The organism is Glutamicibacter sp. BS14 (genome assembly GCF_056934375.1).
The window spans coordinates 1,647,141-1,664,298 of the sequence record NZ_CM167801.1 but is presented as its reverse complement, the minus strand read 5'-3'; the positions used below and the strand labels follow the sequence as shown (position 1 = coordinate 1,664,298).

Sequence of the window (17,158 nt, the reverse complement as noted above, 5' to 3'; positions counted from 1 at the left end):
GTTTTGCTTGTTCAAGCTTGCCTAGGCTTCGCGGGTAACAACCGCATCCGCGAAGGAAATCAGCGCCTGCTTCACGGTGCCCTCGGGCAGTGGAGCCAAGACGGCAATCGCGTCATCGGCCCACTGGCGTGCGGCCTTCCATGCATCATGGATTGCCTGGTGCGAGGTGACAGCTTCCACAGCGGCCGCCAGTGCTTCATCGGTGGCCAGGTCCGCATCAACCAGTTCGACAGCCTGCTGCGCTTGCGCGTCGCCCTCGGCTGCTGCCTGGCGCAGCAGCAGAATTGGCAAGGTCGGCACGCCTTCACGCAAATCGGTGCCCGGAGTCTTGCCCGAGTCGGCTTCCGTGGATGCCAAGTCGATCACGTCATCGGCGACCTGGAAGGCAACGCCAACCTTTTCGCCATACTCGCGCAGTACCTCAATGTACTGCGGGGCGCCACCGAAACGGGCGCCGAAGGCTCCGGAGGTGGAGAGCAGCGACGCGGTCTTGTCGCTGATTACCTGGATGTGGTGCTCGATGGCATCGTCGCCCTCGCGCGGGCCGATGGATTCATGCAGCTGTCCGAGGCACAAGCGCTCGAAGGTGCGCGACTGCCACATGACTGCTTCTGGGCCCAGCTCGGATCCGAAGACTGATGCACGGGCGAAGATCAGGTCGCCGGCGAGAATCGCCACCGAGTTGCCCCACACCTCGTGAGCTGTTGGTGCACCGCGGCGCATTGGAGCGGAGTCCATGACGTCATCGTGGTACAGGGTTGCCAGGTGGGTGAGTTCCACTACGGCAGCGGCCTTGATGACATCGTCATTCACGCCGTCGCCCAGCAGGGAAGTCAGCAGCACCAGCAGCGGACGCACTCGCTTGCCTCCGGCCTCAACGAGGTGGCGGCTGGATGCGTCGATCAAGGGGTCGGAGTTGGCCAGCGCGTCGCGCAGCAGCTTCTCCACCTTTGCCATGCCGATGGAAATAGCCGGACCGAAGTCCGGGTCCTCGGCCAGCAAAGCGAAGCCCGAGGGAAGATTGATGGCCGCAGCTAATGCAGCGGTTTCAGGATTCAGCTCAATCGAGTCGGACACGTCGTGTCCGGCTGCGGTCCAGTTGCTCTTCGAATCAGTCACTGTTCTACGGCTTACTTATCTTTCATCGGGTTGGCCATCGCGGTATGCGAAGGCAATCTGCCTGCAAGATGCACGCAAACATCTCTTCACTCTAGCCGATGCTTTCCACTGCACATTGCTGGCATGGCCAGACCGGGCATACCGGTCTGGTACCAGCGACCTAGGAGGTCGTTTTAGAGTTTACCGGGTTCCCCCGGCACTTCTCACCAGACCCGGCCGATCTCACAGGGGTGACCACGGACACCCGCAAGCCTTTTCCCCCGGCATTGCGCGGTAGGCTTAGCCTTATCATGTCTGCAGATTCGCCCGTTCTTAGCGCCAGCGCTCATCAGCCGTCGGCTCCTGTTCTCACCAGCATCACCTTTGAATACCTTGATGCCCCCGAAACACTAGTTGCCGACTCATTGCGTCACCGAAGCTTGGTCTGGACCCGCAACGGCCACGGTCTGGTTGGCTTTGGCACTGCGGCCCGCTTGCACACCCACGGCGAAGAGCGCTTTGCACGTGCCCGCGCCTGGCTTGAACAGGTCATCGAACAGGCACAGATCATTGACCCGATCGCCCGCCCCGGCAGCGGCCTGGTGTCCTTCGGTTCTTTTGCGTTCTCCTTCACCAGCGTCTTCGAATCGCGTATGGTGATCCCGCAGCTGGTGATCGGTCGCGATGAGGAAAAGTCCTGGATTACCATCACCGGCAGCGCAGAGGAACTCGACGGGCTGACCTACCAGCAGGCCTTGGCCCGCGCCGAAGCCGCGATGGCCGATGCGTCGTTGCCAGCGAGCGAACCGGGCAGCATCGAACTGACCAGCGGGCAGCTGACCGCCGGTTCCTACCTTGATGCCGTGGATCAGGCGCTGGGCCGTTTCGAGGAACGCGGAATTTCCAAGCTGGTGCTGGCCCGCGATGTGTTGGCACATAGTTCCACCCCGATCAATCTTGCCCGCGTGGTCGATGCGCTGACCGAGCACTATGGCAATTGCTGGACCTATTCAGTGGACGGCCTGGTAGGCGCTACCCCGGAGATGCTGGTGCGCGTTACCGACGGCTTGGCCGAGGCCCGCGTATTAGCTGGCACGCTGGACCGCGCGGCCACTGGCGCTGAGGACCCCGGTTTCGCGCACCGCAACCTCTTTGAAGATCCGAAGCAGCGCAACGAGCACCAGCTGGCCATAGATTCGCTCACGGCTTCCCTGAATCCCATTTCGCACGGCATGAGCGCGCCGGAAGAACCTTTTATTCTGCAGCTTCCCAATGTTTGGCATTTGGCCAGCGACGTACGCGCCCAGCTGCGCGCCGATGCCGCCGGCGTTCTGCCTACCGCACTGGATGTTGCCGAGATTTTCCATCCGACCGCTGCCGTGTGCGGCACGCCGACCAAGAAGGCTGGCGTGCTCTTGCGCGAGCTGGAAGGCATGGACCGCGGACCGTATGCCGGCCCCGTGGGCTGGGTTGACAGCCGTGGCGATGGCGAATTCGGCATCGCGCTGCGTGGCGGAATCCTGGAAGACGAAAAGCTGATGCGCTTGTACGCGGGTTGCGGCATTGTTCCGGGCTCGGTGCCCGAGGATGAACTAGCCGAATCATGGGCGAAGATGCGCCCCATGCGCCAAGCCCTCGGAGCCGAGTAGGCGCAGGCTGCACAGCGGATCAAGGCCGCTAGGATCGCACTGAGCATAAATAATACTTAGCCTCGACGCGACATGTGTGAGGTGAATCTCAGCCTAGTGTTGCCCCGGTTATGATTGTGGCTACGCACTGATCCACTCGCATAACCCGAAAGTAGGTTCTGATCCTATGCGTAGTCTCAAGAAGAAGTTCGCCTCCGCTGTTGCCGTCACGTCCGTTGCACTGCTGGCTCTCACCGCCTGCGGTTCCGGCTCCAGTTCCGAAGGTGAAGCCGAAGCTGGTTCCTTCCCGCTCAACGAAGGCAAACTCACCATTTGCTCAGACATTCCTTACGAACCATTCGAATTCGTCAAGGACGGCAAGAACGTCGGCTTCGATATGGATATCGCTGCCGAGATTGCCAAGGATGCAGAACTGGATCTGAACGTCATCGACGCCAGCTTCGACTCCATTGAATCCGGCCTGTTCAGCACCCAGTGCGATATCGCGATCTCCTCGGTATCGATCACCGAAGAGCGTTCGGCCAAGATGGACTTCTCCACCCCTTATATGGATGACGATCTGGTGCTGATTTCGGCTGACGGTTCTGAAATCAAGGATCTTGAATCCGCCAAGGACAAGAAGGTCGGCGTCCAGCAGGCCACCACCGGCGAGAAGTACGCCAAGGAACAGGGCTTGAGCAACATCGTTGGCTTCGAGGATGCCGGTTTGCAAACCCAGGCACTTCTGGCTGGCCAAGTGGATGCGTTGCTGGGCAACCAGTCGGTATTGGGCTACGCGATCAAGGATAAGGACGGCTTCAGCGTCGTGGCCGACTTCAAGACCGGCGAGCAGCTGGGCATTGCAGTTCCGCAGGACCAGCCCAAGACCCTGGAACTGGTCAATGGCACCCTCAAGCGGCTGGCCGATGCAGGAACCATGGAAGAACTGACTGTGAAGTGGTTCGGCGAGAAGTAATTCTCGAGCATCAACTGATTCCAAGGCAAGCGGGGGCATGGACTGCACCCACAGGTTGGCAGTCCAGCTTCCGCTTCCTTTATGAGAGGCAATCAAGCATGGCAATGACTACACGTCAGCGCGCCCGCATGAGCAAGACCATTCAAATCGCCATCTTCATCATCGCGATCATCGCACTGGTCTTGGCCGTTGATTGGAACAAGGCCATTTATGCCTTCTTCTCCTTCGACAAATTGGGACCGATGTTCCCTGGCATGATCTTGGTCGGTCTGAAGAACACGATCTTCTACACGATCATCTCCTTCGCCTTCGGCCTCATCCTGGGTCTGCTTCTGGCCCTGATGAAAATGGCGTCCTTCGCGCCATATCGCTGGTTCGCCACTGCATTTATCGAATTCTTCCGCGGTATTCCAGCCATCCTGGTCCTATTGGCCTTCGGCTTCGGCTTGCCTCAGGCGTTCGGAACCCAGTGGCCGCAGCCGGTCAATGTCATGTGCGCCTTGGGCCTGGTCTCGGCCGCCTACATCGCTGAGACCCTGCGTGCAGGCCTGCAGGCGGTGCCCAAGGGGCAGACCGAAGCTGCCCGTTCGTTGGGCATGCCAGCGTGGCGTGCCATGGTCACCATCGTGATTCCGCAGGCGTTCAAGATCGTCTTGCCGCCCATGACCAACGAAATCATCTTGCTGACCAAGGACACCTCGTTGGCATTCATCCTCGGTGCGTCGATGGCCCAGTACGAAATGACCAAGTTTGGCCGTGACGGCATCTCGCAAATCGATGCCGGCATCACCCCGCTGGTCGTCGCCGGCCTGTTCTACTTGGTGATCACCATCCCGCTGAGCTTGGTGGCCCGCAAGTTTGAATCCCGCGCCGCCAAGACCAAGCGATAGATAGGACTTGAAAATGTCGACTGACACCAATGAACTTTCAGTCCATGCTTCGGGCGTGGAAATCACCGGACTGCGCAAGTCCTACGGTAGCAACGAAGTGCTCAAGGGCATTGACCTGAATGTTGCTCCGGGCGAGGTTGTCTGCCTGATCGGCCCATCCGGTTCAGGCAAGTCCACTCTGCTGCGTTGCGTGAATTTGCTGGAGCAGCCAAACGGAGGAACCATTATGGTCGGTGGCTTCAATGTCACCGATCCCGATGTGAACCTGGACAAGATGCGCCAGCAAGTAGGCATGGTCTTCCAGCAGTTCAACCTCTTCCCGCACCTGACCGTGCTGGAGAACTGCACGATATCCCCTATCAAGGTGCTCAAGCGCAAGAAGGCCGACGCCCAGAAGGTCGCGTTGCGCAATCTGGAACGTGTAGGCCTGGGCGACTTCGGCGATCGCTACCCCGACCAGCTTTCCGGCGGCCAGCAGCAGCGCGTGGCCATTGCCCGAGCGCTATCCATGGAACCAACGCTGATGCTCTTCGATGAGCCAACCAGTGCATTGGATCCGGAGACCGTGGGCGAGGTCCTGTCCATTATGAAGAATCTGGCCCAAGCGGGCATGACCATGCTGGTGGTCACCCACGAGATGGCTTTCGCCAAGGAAGTTGCTGACCGCGTGTTCTTCATGGACGGTGGCGTCGTGGTGGAAGAAGGCAAGGCCGTGGATGTCATTGGCAATCCGCAGCAGCCACGTACCCAGGACTTCCTGCGTCGCGTGCTCGATCCCACGCACGTGGATATCTGAGTTCAACTGCAAAAATTCCCCTGCGTTGCCCGTCTTTGCCGACGGGCAAGGCAGGGGAATTTCTTTTGCCCTAGGTCGTTGGCCAGGAAAGCTGCCCGATCTTCCGGTTCAACTCAAGATTCTCCGCGCGCAGGCTGCTCCGTGATGCCGGCACTTCAATCAGGCGCAGGTTCGCCGGCTGCCTTGCAGCCAAGATGGCGCTAAGCTCTTCCTTGCTTGCCGCCATGGCGTACTGCCAACCATAGGCTTCGGCGAGCGCAGGCAGGCTCAGCTGCTGCGGCGTGGCAAAGAGGCGTTCCACCGCATTGGCGTAGCGGCCCGAGGCATCCACGGCTCCGTGCTCCAGTGTGGAGAAGATTGCTCCTCCCCCGTCGTTGTAGACCACGATATCCACCATTGGCTGCTCCTCGCCGGGGGTCCAGGACAGCGAACTGGCGTCATGGGCGAAGGTGATATCTCCCATTACCGCCAGTGTGCGCCGCTTGCCGCCCTGGGCCAGGCCCAAGGCGGTGGCAATGGTTCCATCAATTCCGGCAAGGCCGCGGTTGGCATGCACGGTCATGGTTCGTCCGGGCGCGGGGCGGGCCGCCAAGTCGAAGTCGCGAACTATATTCGATGAGCCAAGCAGGAGAACTTCTGGTGCGTGTTCCCAAATGGCGTCGGCGACATCTACCCCGTTAATCGCCGATTCGCGGCTGAGGCCCTGGCGCACGGCCAAGGCCTGGGCATCGAGCTGCTGCCATGCTTCCAGCCACCCCTTTGCACCGGTGCCGGCGAACTCCTGCAATTCGCTCCAAGAGCTGACCGGGGTTTCGCGACGCCGGCCCGCTTCATACCAGGCCACCGGCTGAGGCTGCCAAATCACCGATTCGATCGCCGGGTTGGCCAGGAGCTGGCCCACCGGGCGGCTCAACGTCGGACGGCCAAAGAGCACCACGCGTTCAATGCGGTCCAGGCCTGCCGCGATCAGGGGACGGTAGTGGCCGATGGCATTGGCCGAGAAGCGTGCGTTAGAAGATGGTTCGGCAAATAATGGCAGCCCCATAGCCTGGGCGAAACGTTGTGCCTCTTCTCCGGCGCCATGCCCGGCGATGACAACGCTCCGGCGTGGCTCCAGCTGCTGGACCGGCAAGCTCGCCCTGTCCAGCTGGTCGTGTGTCTGCCACTGCCCCGGCTCAACTGCCGTCCAGCTTTGGCTCTCGATCCTCTCGTCCTGTGCGGGGGTGAGCGGATCCCGGAACTGCAGATTCAATTGGACCGGACCTGCGGCAGTGTGCTGGTCACCGGCCAAGGCCAGTAATGCGCGTTGGACCTCGTGTTGCGGATCTGCCCCAGCGGGGACATTGGCGGCCAGACGAACGTGCTCGCCAAAGAGGGTTTTCTGGCGCGTGCTCTGGCTGGCACCGGTGCCGTGCAATTCATCGGGACGGTCGGCAGAAAGGACCAGAAGTGGTGTCGCGGTGTGGTTGGCTTCCATTACTGCAGGCAGCATCTGCCCGACGGCCGAGCCGCTGGTGGCGGCGAGGGCTACCGGCCGCATGGTGCTTTGGGCGAGGCCCAGTGCCATGAAGGCCGCGGAGCGTTCGTCGATGCGCACATGGATATCCAGGATCCCCGCGGCTTCTGCCTCGGCTGCAGCATAGGCCAAGGGCGCGCTGCGCGAACCGGGAGAAATCACCAGATCCCTGATCCCGGCACTGATCAGGGCGGAGAGCACATGGCGAGCTGTAGTGATGGCGCGTTGCTCGCCAGGTTGCTGCATTCCCACGCCGCATGACTCCTTAGATTCCAAAGCTGAAGGCAATGATCCAAGTCTATGCCTTGACGTGCCGGTCAACCGACTTGGAACGGCAAAGGGCGCCGGCCGGATCCCGGAGAGGATCCTGCCGACGCCCTTGCACTGCGGGCTAGTCCGACTTATTTGTCGTGTCCCTTGCCTTTGTCGTGTCCCTTGCCCTTGCCGTTGCCCGGCTTCACATCCTGCTTGAAGACCTGGACGACCGATGGGCGCGGGCCGTAGAACTCGCCCTTGCCGGCTCCTCCTGCGTTCTTCACGAAGTCCGGGAACAGCGAGGTAGGGCTGGCAAAACTGCCGCCTTCACCCGGGTGCTGCACCGCGACAAAGACCGAGTTGTCCCTGTCATGGATCAGCGGGCCGCAGGTCTCTGCACCGGTTGGCACGGCCAGGAACTGCTCGACACGGCCGCGATCCTTGCCGGTCAGGGTGACCTTGTGCAGTGCATCGGAGTAGCCGATGGTGCCAGGGGCGCCGTCGGTGGAGATCCACAGGTTGCCCTTGGAATCGAATGCCAGGTTATCCGGGCAGGAAATTGGCGAGACCTTGTCCGTTGGGTAGCCGGAGAAGTAGGTCGATCCGTTCACATTTGGATCGCCGGCAACCAGCAAGATGTTCCAGGTGAACTTCGCGGCGGTGGCGTCGTTGCCGGCTTCGGTGATTTCCAAGACGTGGCCGTCGCGGTTGCGTACCCGTGGGCTGACCTCGGTTGCGCCTTCCTTGCCGTCCTTGCCGCGGTCGGTGTTGTTGGTCAGTGCCACATAGACCTTGCCGGATACCGGGCTTGGCTCAACATCTTCGGGACGGTCCAGCTTGGTGGCGCCGACCTTGTCAGCTGCTTGGCGGGTGTAGACCAGCACCTCGTCGATGCCCATGCCCTCCACCTTGGATTCGCCGTTCTTCACCAGTGGCAGCCAGGTTCCCATGCCGTCGAAAGCACCATCAGACGGAACTGCGCCGCTGCCGTCGATCTCGCTAGCTGGAGAGTTGCCGGCGAACTTGGCAACGTACAGGTCGCCTTCGGAGAGCAAGCCCATATTGTGCTTGCGATCGTGCTTGGAGAAAGTGTTTTTCGAGACGAACTTGTACAGGTACTCGAAGCGCGAGTCATCGCCGGAGTAGGCAACAACCTTGCCGTTCTTGGCAATGCGAACGTTGGCGCCCTCGTGCTTGAAACGGCCCAGGTTGGTGTGCTTGACCGGGGTGGACGAAGGGTCCTGCGGATCGATTTCGACTACCCAGCCGAAACGGTTGGCTTCGTTTTCGAAGCCTTCGTTGTGCAGGCCGAAGCGCGGGTCGCTTTCTTCCCAGCCGCGGTCGGTCGCGGCGGTGCCAATGCCGTAGCGGGATTCCTCGGCGGTGCCCTTACCGCGGAAATACTGGTCGAAGTTTTCTTCACCGGAGAGTACGGTGCCCCATGGGGTGGTGCCTCCGGCGCAGTTGTTCAAGGTGCCAAGAACCTTGGTACCGGTTGGATCTGCGGCGGTCTTGAGCAGGTCGCTGCCTGCGGCTGGGCCATCGACCCGGAATTCAGTACTAGCGGTGATGCGGCGGTTGCGTTCGCCGCCCTGCACGTAACTCCACTTCTTGTCATTCTTCTTGCGCTTGACCTCAACCACTGAGAAGCCATGCGCGTTCATCGCGATCTTGCGGGCTTCTTCCTGGTTCGCTTCGAACCAAGCCGAGTCGAACATCATGTCTTCATTGGTGTATTCGTGGTTGGCAACCAGCACGCCGGTGCGTCCCGAGTACTTGTCGACAATGATGTCCAGGTAGTCGCAGTTGTAGCCGAACTGCTCAGCCTGCTTGCGGGCGGACTGCTTGGAAGCATCGAATTCCGCGGTGTTCTTGAAGAGCGGGTCGCCCCAGCGGATGATGGCATTCCAGTCATAGCCTTCTGGAACGGAAACAGTATCCACCGAACGCGACACCGGCTCAATGGCATCGAATGAAAGGTGCCCGCCCTTGCCTGGCTTCATTGGAACCAGTGGTGCCGCGGTAGCGTCGGCTGCACCGAAAAGCTGCGGGCCGATGACCAGGGCTGAAGCACCGACGGCGCCCAGGCCCAGCATGCTGCGGCGGGAGAGCGATTTGTCGGCAATGTCCTTGAAGTAGCCGTTGGACGAAGTGTTGCAATCTGGCTTGGTGCAGGCGTCGGCGCACTTGAAGTGGCAAGTAGCTGCAGAACGACCGCCGCGGGTGTGGCCCAGCATTGGCAAAAGGGTACGGGTTGGATTCATGATCCGCTCACTTCCTCAGTATGTGGCTCATTGTCAGGGGAATGACTCGAACTGAGGTTTTCACTTGGAAGTGTTCTAAATGCAACGCAAAGGTTAACGCCGGGGAAATAGATTCTTGCCTGGGGTTATCCCCTAGTCAGCTCGGCATAACAGGACTCCAGGCGTTGCAGCCACCAGCGCACGCGCGCCTCTTGCGGACGCAAGCCATCCAATTTCTGGTGATCCGGCTCAATGCGACGCACCGGCAAGTACCCAGCGGTGGCCAGCAACGGCTCGGCACATACGTCTTCGGCGAACAAGGTGCCCGTCGCAAGGCCGCAGGCATAGGGCAGTTCTGGCAGCGCGCTGGCTAAGGCGGCGGCTTGGGCCAGCCCTACCGAAGTATCCAGGGCGCTGGACACGACAACATCCAGTTCGGCTTGCTTGGCAATTTGCAGCACCGCACCGATGCCGCCCAGCGGTTGGGCCTTGATGACCATCAGATCTGCTGCGCCCAACCGCGAGACTTCCAAGGGGTCGGTGTGCTTCCGCACCGCTTCATCAGCGGCGATCTTCAAGGGGTTGCCGGCGTTGCGCAGTTGCTCGCGGACTTCTGCCAGCCCGGTAATGCCAGGCACGGGTTGCTCCGCGTATTGCAGGTCGTACTCGCTCAGGGCCTTCAAGGCCGGGACCGCCTGGGCAATATCCCATCCCATATTCGCGTCCACGCGCAGCGCTGCTTGCGGGTAGAGCCGACGGGCCTCAGCTACACGCGCCAGGTCCTGCTCAATCCCCTGGCCTTTTTCTGCCACTTTGATCTTGATGGTGTGCGGCGCGTCATAGCGTTCGAGAACCGCTCCGACATCTTTGACCGCAACTGCAGGCAAGGTGGCGTTGACCGGAATGCTGGTGCGCAACGGTTCCGGGAACGGCTGGTAAGCGGCCTCGATTCCGGCGGCTAGCCACCGTGAGGCTTCGGCCGGTCCGTACTCGGTAAATGCGGAGAACTCGCCCCAACCTTCCGGCCCGTTGATCAGCAGCGCTTCACGCTGGGTGACACCACGGAATTTCACACGCATCGGCAAGCGGACAACATGGGAATTTGCCAGCAGATCTTCAAGGGGCGGAAGTTCAACACTCATGCTCTAAGCTTATCGAGGGTGGGCATAGTTACATGCCTGAACTGTGCCGTTCCCCGTGCCGGATATGACACCCTAGAGATATGCCTCGCAATCCAGCATCCGCGCGCCCGCACCATATCAGGTGGTGGTGGGCTCTGCTGTTGCTGATTTCGCTGTTCTGCCTCGAATACGTATTTTTCGTCCAGCAGCGTGTGGGGCAATGGGCCGATCAGGCTGGATTCATAGCGTGGTCGCAATGGTGGCCCCGGACGGACCTGATTAATCCGATCCGTGAATTCCTGAATCTCTTGCCGGCAATCTGCGGCATCATTGCGGCAGTTTTCCTGCTGTATCGCGTGATTCGAGACCGGCGCTTCCTGCGGGCCATCGTGGCGGTCATCGCGGCCGCAGCCGCAGCGGGCAGCACGCAATTGCTCAAGCACGAGATCTTGTCGCGCCCGGATTTCAACTTCGGCACCACAGGAAATTCTTTTCCCTCAGGACACACCACCGCCGCTGCCGCCGCAATGGGACTGATGTACCTGGTTTCACCACCGAAACTGCGTCCGGTAGTCCAGCCGATCGCGTGGTTGTTTGCGACGGTGACCGGGGTGGCCACTTTGATCTGCGGTTGGCACCGTCCAAGTGACATTGCAGCTGGTTTCGTGGTGGCCGGATTCTGGATGGTCTTGGCCTCGGTAGTGCTCCAGCGCATCCAGCCGCTGAGCCATGAACTGCCAAAGGGCACCTGGTCGAGGAAAGTTGGGGCCGGCAGCCTGGTTGTCTGGGCTGCGGTAATTGGGCTCTCGTTCCTCCTGCCGCACCCGCATATCCAGAAGATCCCGGAGTTCCTGCAATTGGTCTACGCGGCATTGGGGATCATCCATGTCGTGGCCGCTTCGCTGGTATCCGGCTTGGTGCTGCGCTCGGTGGTTATCGGGCCCATGCGCACCTTCAATAAGTAGTGCGCAGGCCCAGAAACGTTGTTCGCTACTGTTTCCCGCAGGCCATGCGGGCATTGAGCAGGTCTGCGGCTTGCTGCGATTCCGGGATGGTCACGGCGAAACGCTTCTTGTTCTTGAGTTCGAAAACGAGGCCTTCGTGTTCTTTCATCACGATGGCCGAACCGCTTGGAATGATTCGCCAGCCCCAGCCTCCCCACATCATGGGAACGATCTTTTCGCTGGTCGCAGATTCAATTTCGTCGATTTTGATGGTTCGCATCGGGAACCCCAAGACCGCTGATGATACCCGGAAGCGATCGCCCCTGATCGATACCCGAATCCAGATCAAACCCAGGATCGATACGCACGCCACGGCCGACAGGGTCATGGCAACGATGAAGCCCACCCAGTCGCCATCTTGGCTGTCACCGGTCAGCAGCGGCAACGCAACAGCAATGAAAAGCGCCGCGAACACCACCAGGCATAGCAGCCACATCCACCACGGTGCTGCCATCGTTTGATTGAATTCTTGCCGTGCCATGGCTGGTGTCCCCGCCGCAACAGGCCGCTGGATGCCCTGCGCTGCATCAATTCGTGCCTGGCGGGCCTCAACGGATTGCCTGGTGTATTGCTGGTAGATGCCGCTGACCCACAGTGGCGCAATGCCCAGCAGCGAGCAGGCAATCAGCACAACCATCATGCCACCCAGCACTGCGGTTTCAGGTGTCTCGGCGAGCGCTGTAGGCACCGCCGAGCCGACGAATACGCCAGCTGCACTCCAGGAGAGCAACCCGCCGGCGAAGAGCAGCACCATGAGCAGTGCCGGTTTGCTGCGCAGCGCCAAGGAAATCACTCCGGTGATGGCACCAAGAATGCATAGCCCGATGCAGACGGGAACAAACACCGCGGTGCGGGTAAACCCGTCCGGATAGGTCGAACTCCAGTGAGTGGCGGTCATTTCCGGCAGTTTGCCGGCGAGCAGAGCGTAGGCGCCCAGCACAATGGCCGTCGGCAGCAGGAGCAGCAGGTAGATGAATGCCCGGTTCTTGATTCCGGTCCCCGCTTTTGACATCTCAATCCCCTGTTCCTGCTGCCTAGCCCGCGTCATTAGCGGCTAGGAAGCAACCCAACATATTTCCATCATAGAAATAATAATTGGTTCAATTCTAGCAACCTATATTTGACATGCTGATAAATGATCGAACATAGAGGAAATATCAGCAAAAAGGGTGATGCCCGTCGATCCTCGTGAGGTTCGACGGGCATCAAGATCACTCGTGAGAGCGAGCACTGCGCACAGTAGGCGCTAGAGCGAAGCCAGCGCAGTCTTTGGATCCGTCATCGCGTCAGAAACATAGCGCATGAAGCCGGCAGCGGTTCCGCCATCGCAGACCCGGTGGTCAAAGCTCAGTGTCATCTCGCAGATGGAACGGACCTTGATCTTGCCATTGACCACCCACGGCTTCTCGATGATGCGCCCCAGCCCCAGAATGGCCGCTTCCGGGTAGTTGATGATGGCCGCGGAGCCATCAACATTGAACACGCCGTAGTTATTGATGGTGAAGGTGCTGCCGGACAGGTCGGCGACACCGGCCTTGCCCTCGCGGGCCACCGTAGCCAGTCGAGCGAACTCGGCTGACAGTTCCTTGGCGTTCAGCATGTGGGCGTTGCGCACATTCGGCACAACCAGGCCGCGATCGGTCTGGGCTGCGAACCCGAGGTTCACGCCCTCGAAGAGGGTATGGCGCAAGCCCCCATCAGCTTCAGCCTCAATGCGGCTGTTCAGTTCAGGGAAGCGCCGCAAGCCGGCCACCGCGAAACGGGAGATCAGTGCCATGACGCTTGGAGCTTGGCCTTCGGCTTCCTTGATCTTCGATCGCAGCTTCAGCAGCTTGGTGACATCGACATCCACCCACACGGTAGCCTCGGGGATCTCGCGGCGCGAAGTGCTCATCGCGGTGGCGATGGTCTTGCGCACGCCCGAGAGCACCTGGGAAGATGCGACCGGCAGGCCGGTCTTCGAATCCGCCTCGCCAGCCTGGGCTGGTGCAGCGGGCGCCGCGGCTGCGGAAGCCGGGGCCGGTGCTGCCAGTGCAGCGGCCGCCGCAGCTGCAGGCAGCCCCGCATCAGCCGACAAGGCAGCTTCCACGTCGGTGCGCAGAATCAGCCCTTCTGGACCAGAGCCTCGAACCGTTGTGATATCCAAGGCGTTATCCCGCGCCAGCTTTCGTACCAGCGGGTTGATCACGCGGGCCGCTTCGGCCGGTGCCTGTGCCGCTGGCGCGGCTACCCCGCCGCGCGGCTTGCGCCGACGGCTGGTCTTGCGCTGGGCAGAGGAAGTGCCGTAGCCAATGAGCACATTGCCGCTACCCTCATCGGCTTCTGCTGATTCTTCGGCAGGAGTCTGGGTGCCAGCACGCTCTTCCTCGCGGTAGGACTGCGCACGTTCGGCTTCAGGCGCTTCACCTTCTTCGCCGCCGGTGTTCACGGAGATGAAAGGCTCATCCACCAGCATCATCTGGCCGGCGTCCCCATGCAGGGTCGAGACTACGCCTTCAAACGGGCAAGGGATCTCCACCAGCGACTTCGCGGTTTCCACCTCCGCTATGGGCTGGTCAACTGCGACAACGTCACCGGCGGCAACCATCCAGCGCACCAGCTCGGCTTCGGTCAGGCCTTCGCCAAGGTCTGGCAAGAGAAAAGTCTTGATGCTCATTTACGCCTCCCACTGAAGCTGGTCAACCGCGTCGAGAATGCGTTCGGCGCTTGGAAGATGGAACTTTTCCAGCGTTGGGGCCGGGTATGGAATGTCGAATCCGGTCACGCGAAGCACTGGAGCGGCCAACGAGTGGAAGCAGCGTTCCTGCACCCGGGCCACGATTTCACTGGCTACCGAGGCGAAGCCCTGGGCTTCGGCAACCACGATAGCGCGTCCGGTCTTGCGCACCGATGCGCAGACGGTCTCGTCATCAAAGGGCACAATGCTCCGGATGTCGAGAACTTCCAGGCTGATGCCTTCCTCGGCTGCCAACTTGGCAGCTTCCAATGCAGTGGAAACGCTTGGACCATAGGTAATCAGCGTGGCATCGCTGCCCGGACGGGCGATGCGCGCCTGGCCCTCGGTCCTAGCGCTCTTCTTGGCCTCGTACTGCTCGGCCAGCTGCGCCAAGTCCACCTGCTCCTTGGACCAGTACAGCTTCTTCGGCTCGAAGAAGACCACCGGATCATCCGAATCGATGGCTTCGCGCAGCATCAGGTAGGCATCCTCTACGCACGAGGGCGTGAAGACCTTCAGCCCTGGAGTGTGGGCATAGTAGGCTTCCGAGGAATCGCAGTGGTGCTCCACGCCGCCCACGCCGCCGGCGTACGGAATGCGGATGACCATCGGCAGGTTCAGCTTGCCCTGGGTTCGGTTGCGCATCTTGGCGACATGCGAAGCGATCTGCTCGAACGCCGGGTAGGCGAATGCATCGAACTGCATCTCGATAACCGGGCGCATGCCGTTGATGGCCATGCCCACGGCCATGCCGACAATGCCGGATTCGGCCAGCGGGGTGTCAAAGCAGCGTTCGGAACCAAAGCGTGCGGTCAGCCCGTCGGTGATGCGGAAAACGCCGCCAAGGGTTCCCACATCCTCGCCGAAGATCACTACCGAGTTGTCGGCAACCAGCGAATCAGCCAGGGCGGTATTCAGCGCCTTGCCGAAGGTCACCGGCTGGTGCTCATTGGCGGCCTTGGCTGCGGCTCGTGCGGTGGCGGCGCTGACGTTCGGGTTCAAGCGCGAAGTAGTGGCAGTCATCCTAGGCCTCCTCACGGTCTAGTTCGTCGACGAGCATGGCTTGCTGTTCAGCCAGCTGCGGGGTCTTGGCCGAGTACACGTGCTCGAACAGCTCACGTGGATCGGTGTTGGCTTCCTGGTTCATGCCATCACGCAAGGTCTTGGCGACCGACTCGGCGTCTGCGGTGATCTTGGCGACGGTGCTATCGGTCAAGAGCCCGGCATCGTCCAGGTACGCCTTCATGCGGGTCACCGGATCCTTGGCGATCCATTCCTGGACCTCGGAGTCCTCGCGGTAGCGCTTGTCGTCATCTGCGTTGGTGTGCGCCTGCATGCGGTAGGTGTGGGCCTCGATCAGCAGCGGGCCGTTGCCTTCGCGGGCCATGCGCACCGCACGGGTCATGATTGCCATCAAGGCCATCAGGTCATTGCCATCCACGCGCTCGCCGGCCATGCCGTAGCCAACAGCCTTGTGGGCCAGGGACGGGGCGGCACTTTGCTGCGAGAGCGGAACCGAGATGGCGTACTTGTTGTTCTGCACGAAGAAGATCACCGGAAGGTTGAAGACCGCGGCGAAGTTCAGCGCTTCGTGGAAGTCGCCCTCGCTGGTGGCGCCATCGCCGCACATGGCCACCACTACGGTGTCTTCGCCGCGCAGCTTGGCAGCGTGGGCGACACCCACTGCGTGCAGCAGCTGGGTCGTGAGCGGGGTGGACATCGGTGCGCAGTTATACGCCTTCGGGTCATAGCCGCAGTGCCATTCGCCGCGGAAGCTGGTCATGACTTCCATCGGGGCTACGCCCTTGGTCAGCACCGCTACGGTGTCGCGGTAGGTTGGGAAAAGCCAGTCGTTCTCGCCCAGGCACAGGGCTGCTGCGATTTGGCAGGCTTCCTGCCCGTGGCTGGAGGGGTAGACAGCCATGCGGCCCTGGCGGACCAGTGCGGAGTTCTGGTCGTTGACGCGGCGGCCGGTGACCAGAGCCGCATAGGCTTCCAGCAGCCGGGCCGGGCTTGGCAGCGGGTACTCGTGGCCAGGTTCAGTGCCCTGCTGGTCCTCTGGGCGCAGGGTTCCGTCCGGGTTCAACAGGTTGATCATGTGGCGTGCTGGCAGCATGTAGTCTTCGGGGGTAATCCCGAATTTCTTGCTGACATCAGAGATGCGATCTGCATGCGCTTCAGTGCTCATGTTCTCCCACCTTTCGTGGTTCTGGCTCGGTCCATGAGCACAACTGCTTGTGACTCACTTCACCTAAACATCATTTGCAATCAATTATGGGTATGCGTGGCATTCTGTATCCAGTCCGGCGTGGAATCGTGGAAAGTTGCGATTGGTATCCTTATACTCGTAGACGAAAAGTTTCGATAGATTGTGTTTGGAACAGAGACGTCCGACACGTCAACAAGGAGTACCAATGGCCGCGGAAGCGGAGTTAAAACTCGATGATGTCGACCATGCGATCCTCGCTGAGCTAACCAGCGACGGGCGCCAGTCGGTCACCACCGTGGCACAAAAGGTGCATGTATCGCGTGCCCACGCCTATTCCCGTATCGCAAAGCTCCAAGATGCCGGGGTGATCACTCGTTATACGGCGGTGATTGATCCGGTGAAGGCAGGGCTCAAGGCCAGCGCCTACGTGACTTTGAAACTCCGCCAGCATTCCTGGCGCGAACTGCGCGATCACTTGGCGTCCATTCCCGAGGTGCATCATGTGGGCTTGGTCGGAGGCAATTTCGATGTGATCCTGCTGGTGCGAGCCAAGGACAATCTGGATCTGCGCCGCGTGGTCTTCGAGCAATTGCAGTCTTTGCCAACGGTCCTGGATACGCAGACCCTGCTGATCTTCGAAGACACCGATACCCGATAGGCAGTGATTCACCGGAAGACACGAGAAGAGCACCTGGATACCATTTCC

At 60.7% G+C, this 17,158-nt stretch carries 14 protein-coding genes; 6 read left to right on the top strand and 8 right to left on the bottom strand.

The annotated features are described in order from the left end of the window. Nucleotides 1-21: 21 nt before the first annotated feature. On the bottom strand, nt 22-1,119 hold the full coding sequence (locus AC1Z36_RS07840) for a polyprenyl synthetase family protein (protein WP_332489060.1): 1,098 nt from the start codon (nt 1,117-1,119) through the stop codon (nt 22-24). A 290-nt stretch (nt 1,120-1,409) separates the two neighbouring features. Here AC1Z36_RS07840 and AC1Z36_RS07835 point away from each other — a divergent pair, with 290 nt between their 5' ends. The 4 genes from AC1Z36_RS07835 to AC1Z36_RS07820 all read left to right on the top strand — a co-directional run bounded on the left by AC1Z36_RS07835 (nt 1,410) and on the right by AC1Z36_RS07820 (nt 5,388). Then, the gene (locus AC1Z36_RS07835; RefSeq protein ID WP_483561918.1) at nt 1,410-2,747 is read left to right on the top strand and encodes an isochorismate synthase; all 1,338 of its coding nucleotides are present in this window, start codon (nt 1,410-1,412) and stop codon (nt 2,745-2,747) included. 166 nt (nt 2,748-2,913) lie between these two features. Next, nucleotides 2,914-3,702 carry an ABC transporter substrate-binding protein gene (locus AC1Z36_RS07830; RefSeq protein WP_133833594.1) on the top strand — a complete coding sequence of 263 codons (789 nt, stop codon included), beginning with the start codon at nt 2,914-2,916 and terminating at the stop codon, nt 3,700-3,702. Nucleotides 3,703-3,800: 98 nt separating this feature from the next. After that, nucleotides 3,801-4,592: an amino acid ABC transporter permease gene (locus tag AC1Z36_RS07825; RefSeq protein ID WP_105656910.1), complete on the top strand. Its 792-nt coding sequence runs from the start codon at nt 3,801-3,803 to the stop codon at nt 4,590-4,592. A 13-nt stretch (nt 4,593-4,605) separates the two neighbouring features. Beyond that, complete coding sequence (locus AC1Z36_RS07820) at nt 4,606-5,388, top strand: amino acid ABC transporter ATP-binding protein (RefSeq protein ID WP_133833593.1); 783 nt, start codon at nt 4,606-4,608, stop codon at nt 5,386-5,388. 70 nt (nt 5,389-5,458) lie between these two features. Here the strand turns inward: AC1Z36_RS07820 and menD are convergent, their stop codons facing one another. The 3 genes from menD to AC1Z36_RS07805 all read right to left on the bottom strand — a co-directional run bounded on the left by menD (nt 5,459) and on the right by AC1Z36_RS07805 (nt 10,544). Beyond that, the gene (gene menD, locus AC1Z36_RS07815; protein WP_483561959.1) at nt 5,459-7,150 is read right to left on the bottom strand and encodes a 2-succinyl-5-enolpyruvyl-6-hydroxy-3-cyclohexene-1-carboxylic-acid synthase; all 1,692 of its coding nucleotides are present in this window, start codon (nt 7,148-7,150) and stop codon (nt 5,459-5,461) included. Nucleotides 7,151-7,305: 155 nt separating this feature from the next. Next, nucleotides 7,306-9,423, bottom strand: coding sequence for a PhoX family protein (locus tag AC1Z36_RS07810; RefSeq protein ID WP_402741099.1), 2,118 nt, complete (start codon nt 9,421-9,423; stop codon nt 7,306-7,308). 125 nt (nt 9,424-9,548) lie between these two features. After that, on the bottom strand, nt 9,549-10,544 hold the full coding sequence (locus tag AC1Z36_RS07805; RefSeq protein ID WP_332489063.1) for an o-succinylbenzoate synthase: 996 nt from the start codon (nt 10,542-10,544) through the stop codon (nt 9,549-9,551). An 80-nt stretch (nt 10,545-10,624) separates the two neighbouring features. Between AC1Z36_RS07805 and AC1Z36_RS07800 the strand changes: the two genes are divergently transcribed. Continuing rightward, complete coding sequence (locus tag AC1Z36_RS07800; RefSeq protein WP_105656915.1) at nt 10,625-11,488, top strand: phosphatase PAP2 family protein; 864 nt, start codon at nt 10,625-10,627, stop codon at nt 11,486-11,488. A 25-nt stretch (nt 11,489-11,513) separates the two neighbouring features. Here the strand turns inward: AC1Z36_RS07800 and AC1Z36_RS07795 are convergent, their stop codons facing one another. From AC1Z36_RS07795 to pdhA, 4 genes are all read right to left on the bottom strand, one after another. Beyond that, a complete protein-coding gene (locus AC1Z36_RS07795; protein WP_483561917.1) occupies nt 11,514-12,539 on the bottom strand; it encodes a hypothetical protein in 1,026 nt (341 codons plus the stop codon). Between the two features lie 234 nt (nt 12,540-12,773). Next, nucleotides 12,774-14,183, bottom strand: coding sequence for a dihydrolipoamide acetyltransferase family protein (locus tag AC1Z36_RS07790; protein ID WP_483561916.1), 1,410 nt, complete (start codon nt 14,181-14,183; stop codon nt 12,774-12,776). Beyond that, nucleotides 14,184-15,266 (bottom strand): alpha-ketoacid dehydrogenase subunit beta, encoded by a 1,083-nt coding sequence (locus AC1Z36_RS07785; protein ID WP_105656918.1) that lies wholly within the window; start codon nt 15,264-15,266, stop codon nt 14,184-14,186. 1 nt (nt 15,267) lies between these two features. Beyond that, a complete protein-coding gene (pdhA, locus tag AC1Z36_RS07780) occupies nt 15,268-16,431 on the bottom strand; it encodes a pyruvate dehydrogenase (acetyl-transferring) E1 component subunit alpha (protein ID WP_105656919.1) in 1,164 nt (387 codons plus the stop codon). Nucleotides 16,432-16,657: 226 nt separating this feature from the next. Here pdhA and AC1Z36_RS07775 point away from each other — a divergent pair, with 226 nt between their 5' ends. Continuing rightward, nucleotides 16,658-17,110: an Lrp/AsnC family transcriptional regulator gene (locus AC1Z36_RS07775; RefSeq protein WP_013349765.1), complete on the top strand. Its 453-nt coding sequence runs from the start codon at nt 16,658-16,660 to the stop codon at nt 17,108-17,110. Nucleotides 17,111-17,158 lie beyond the last annotated feature (48 nt).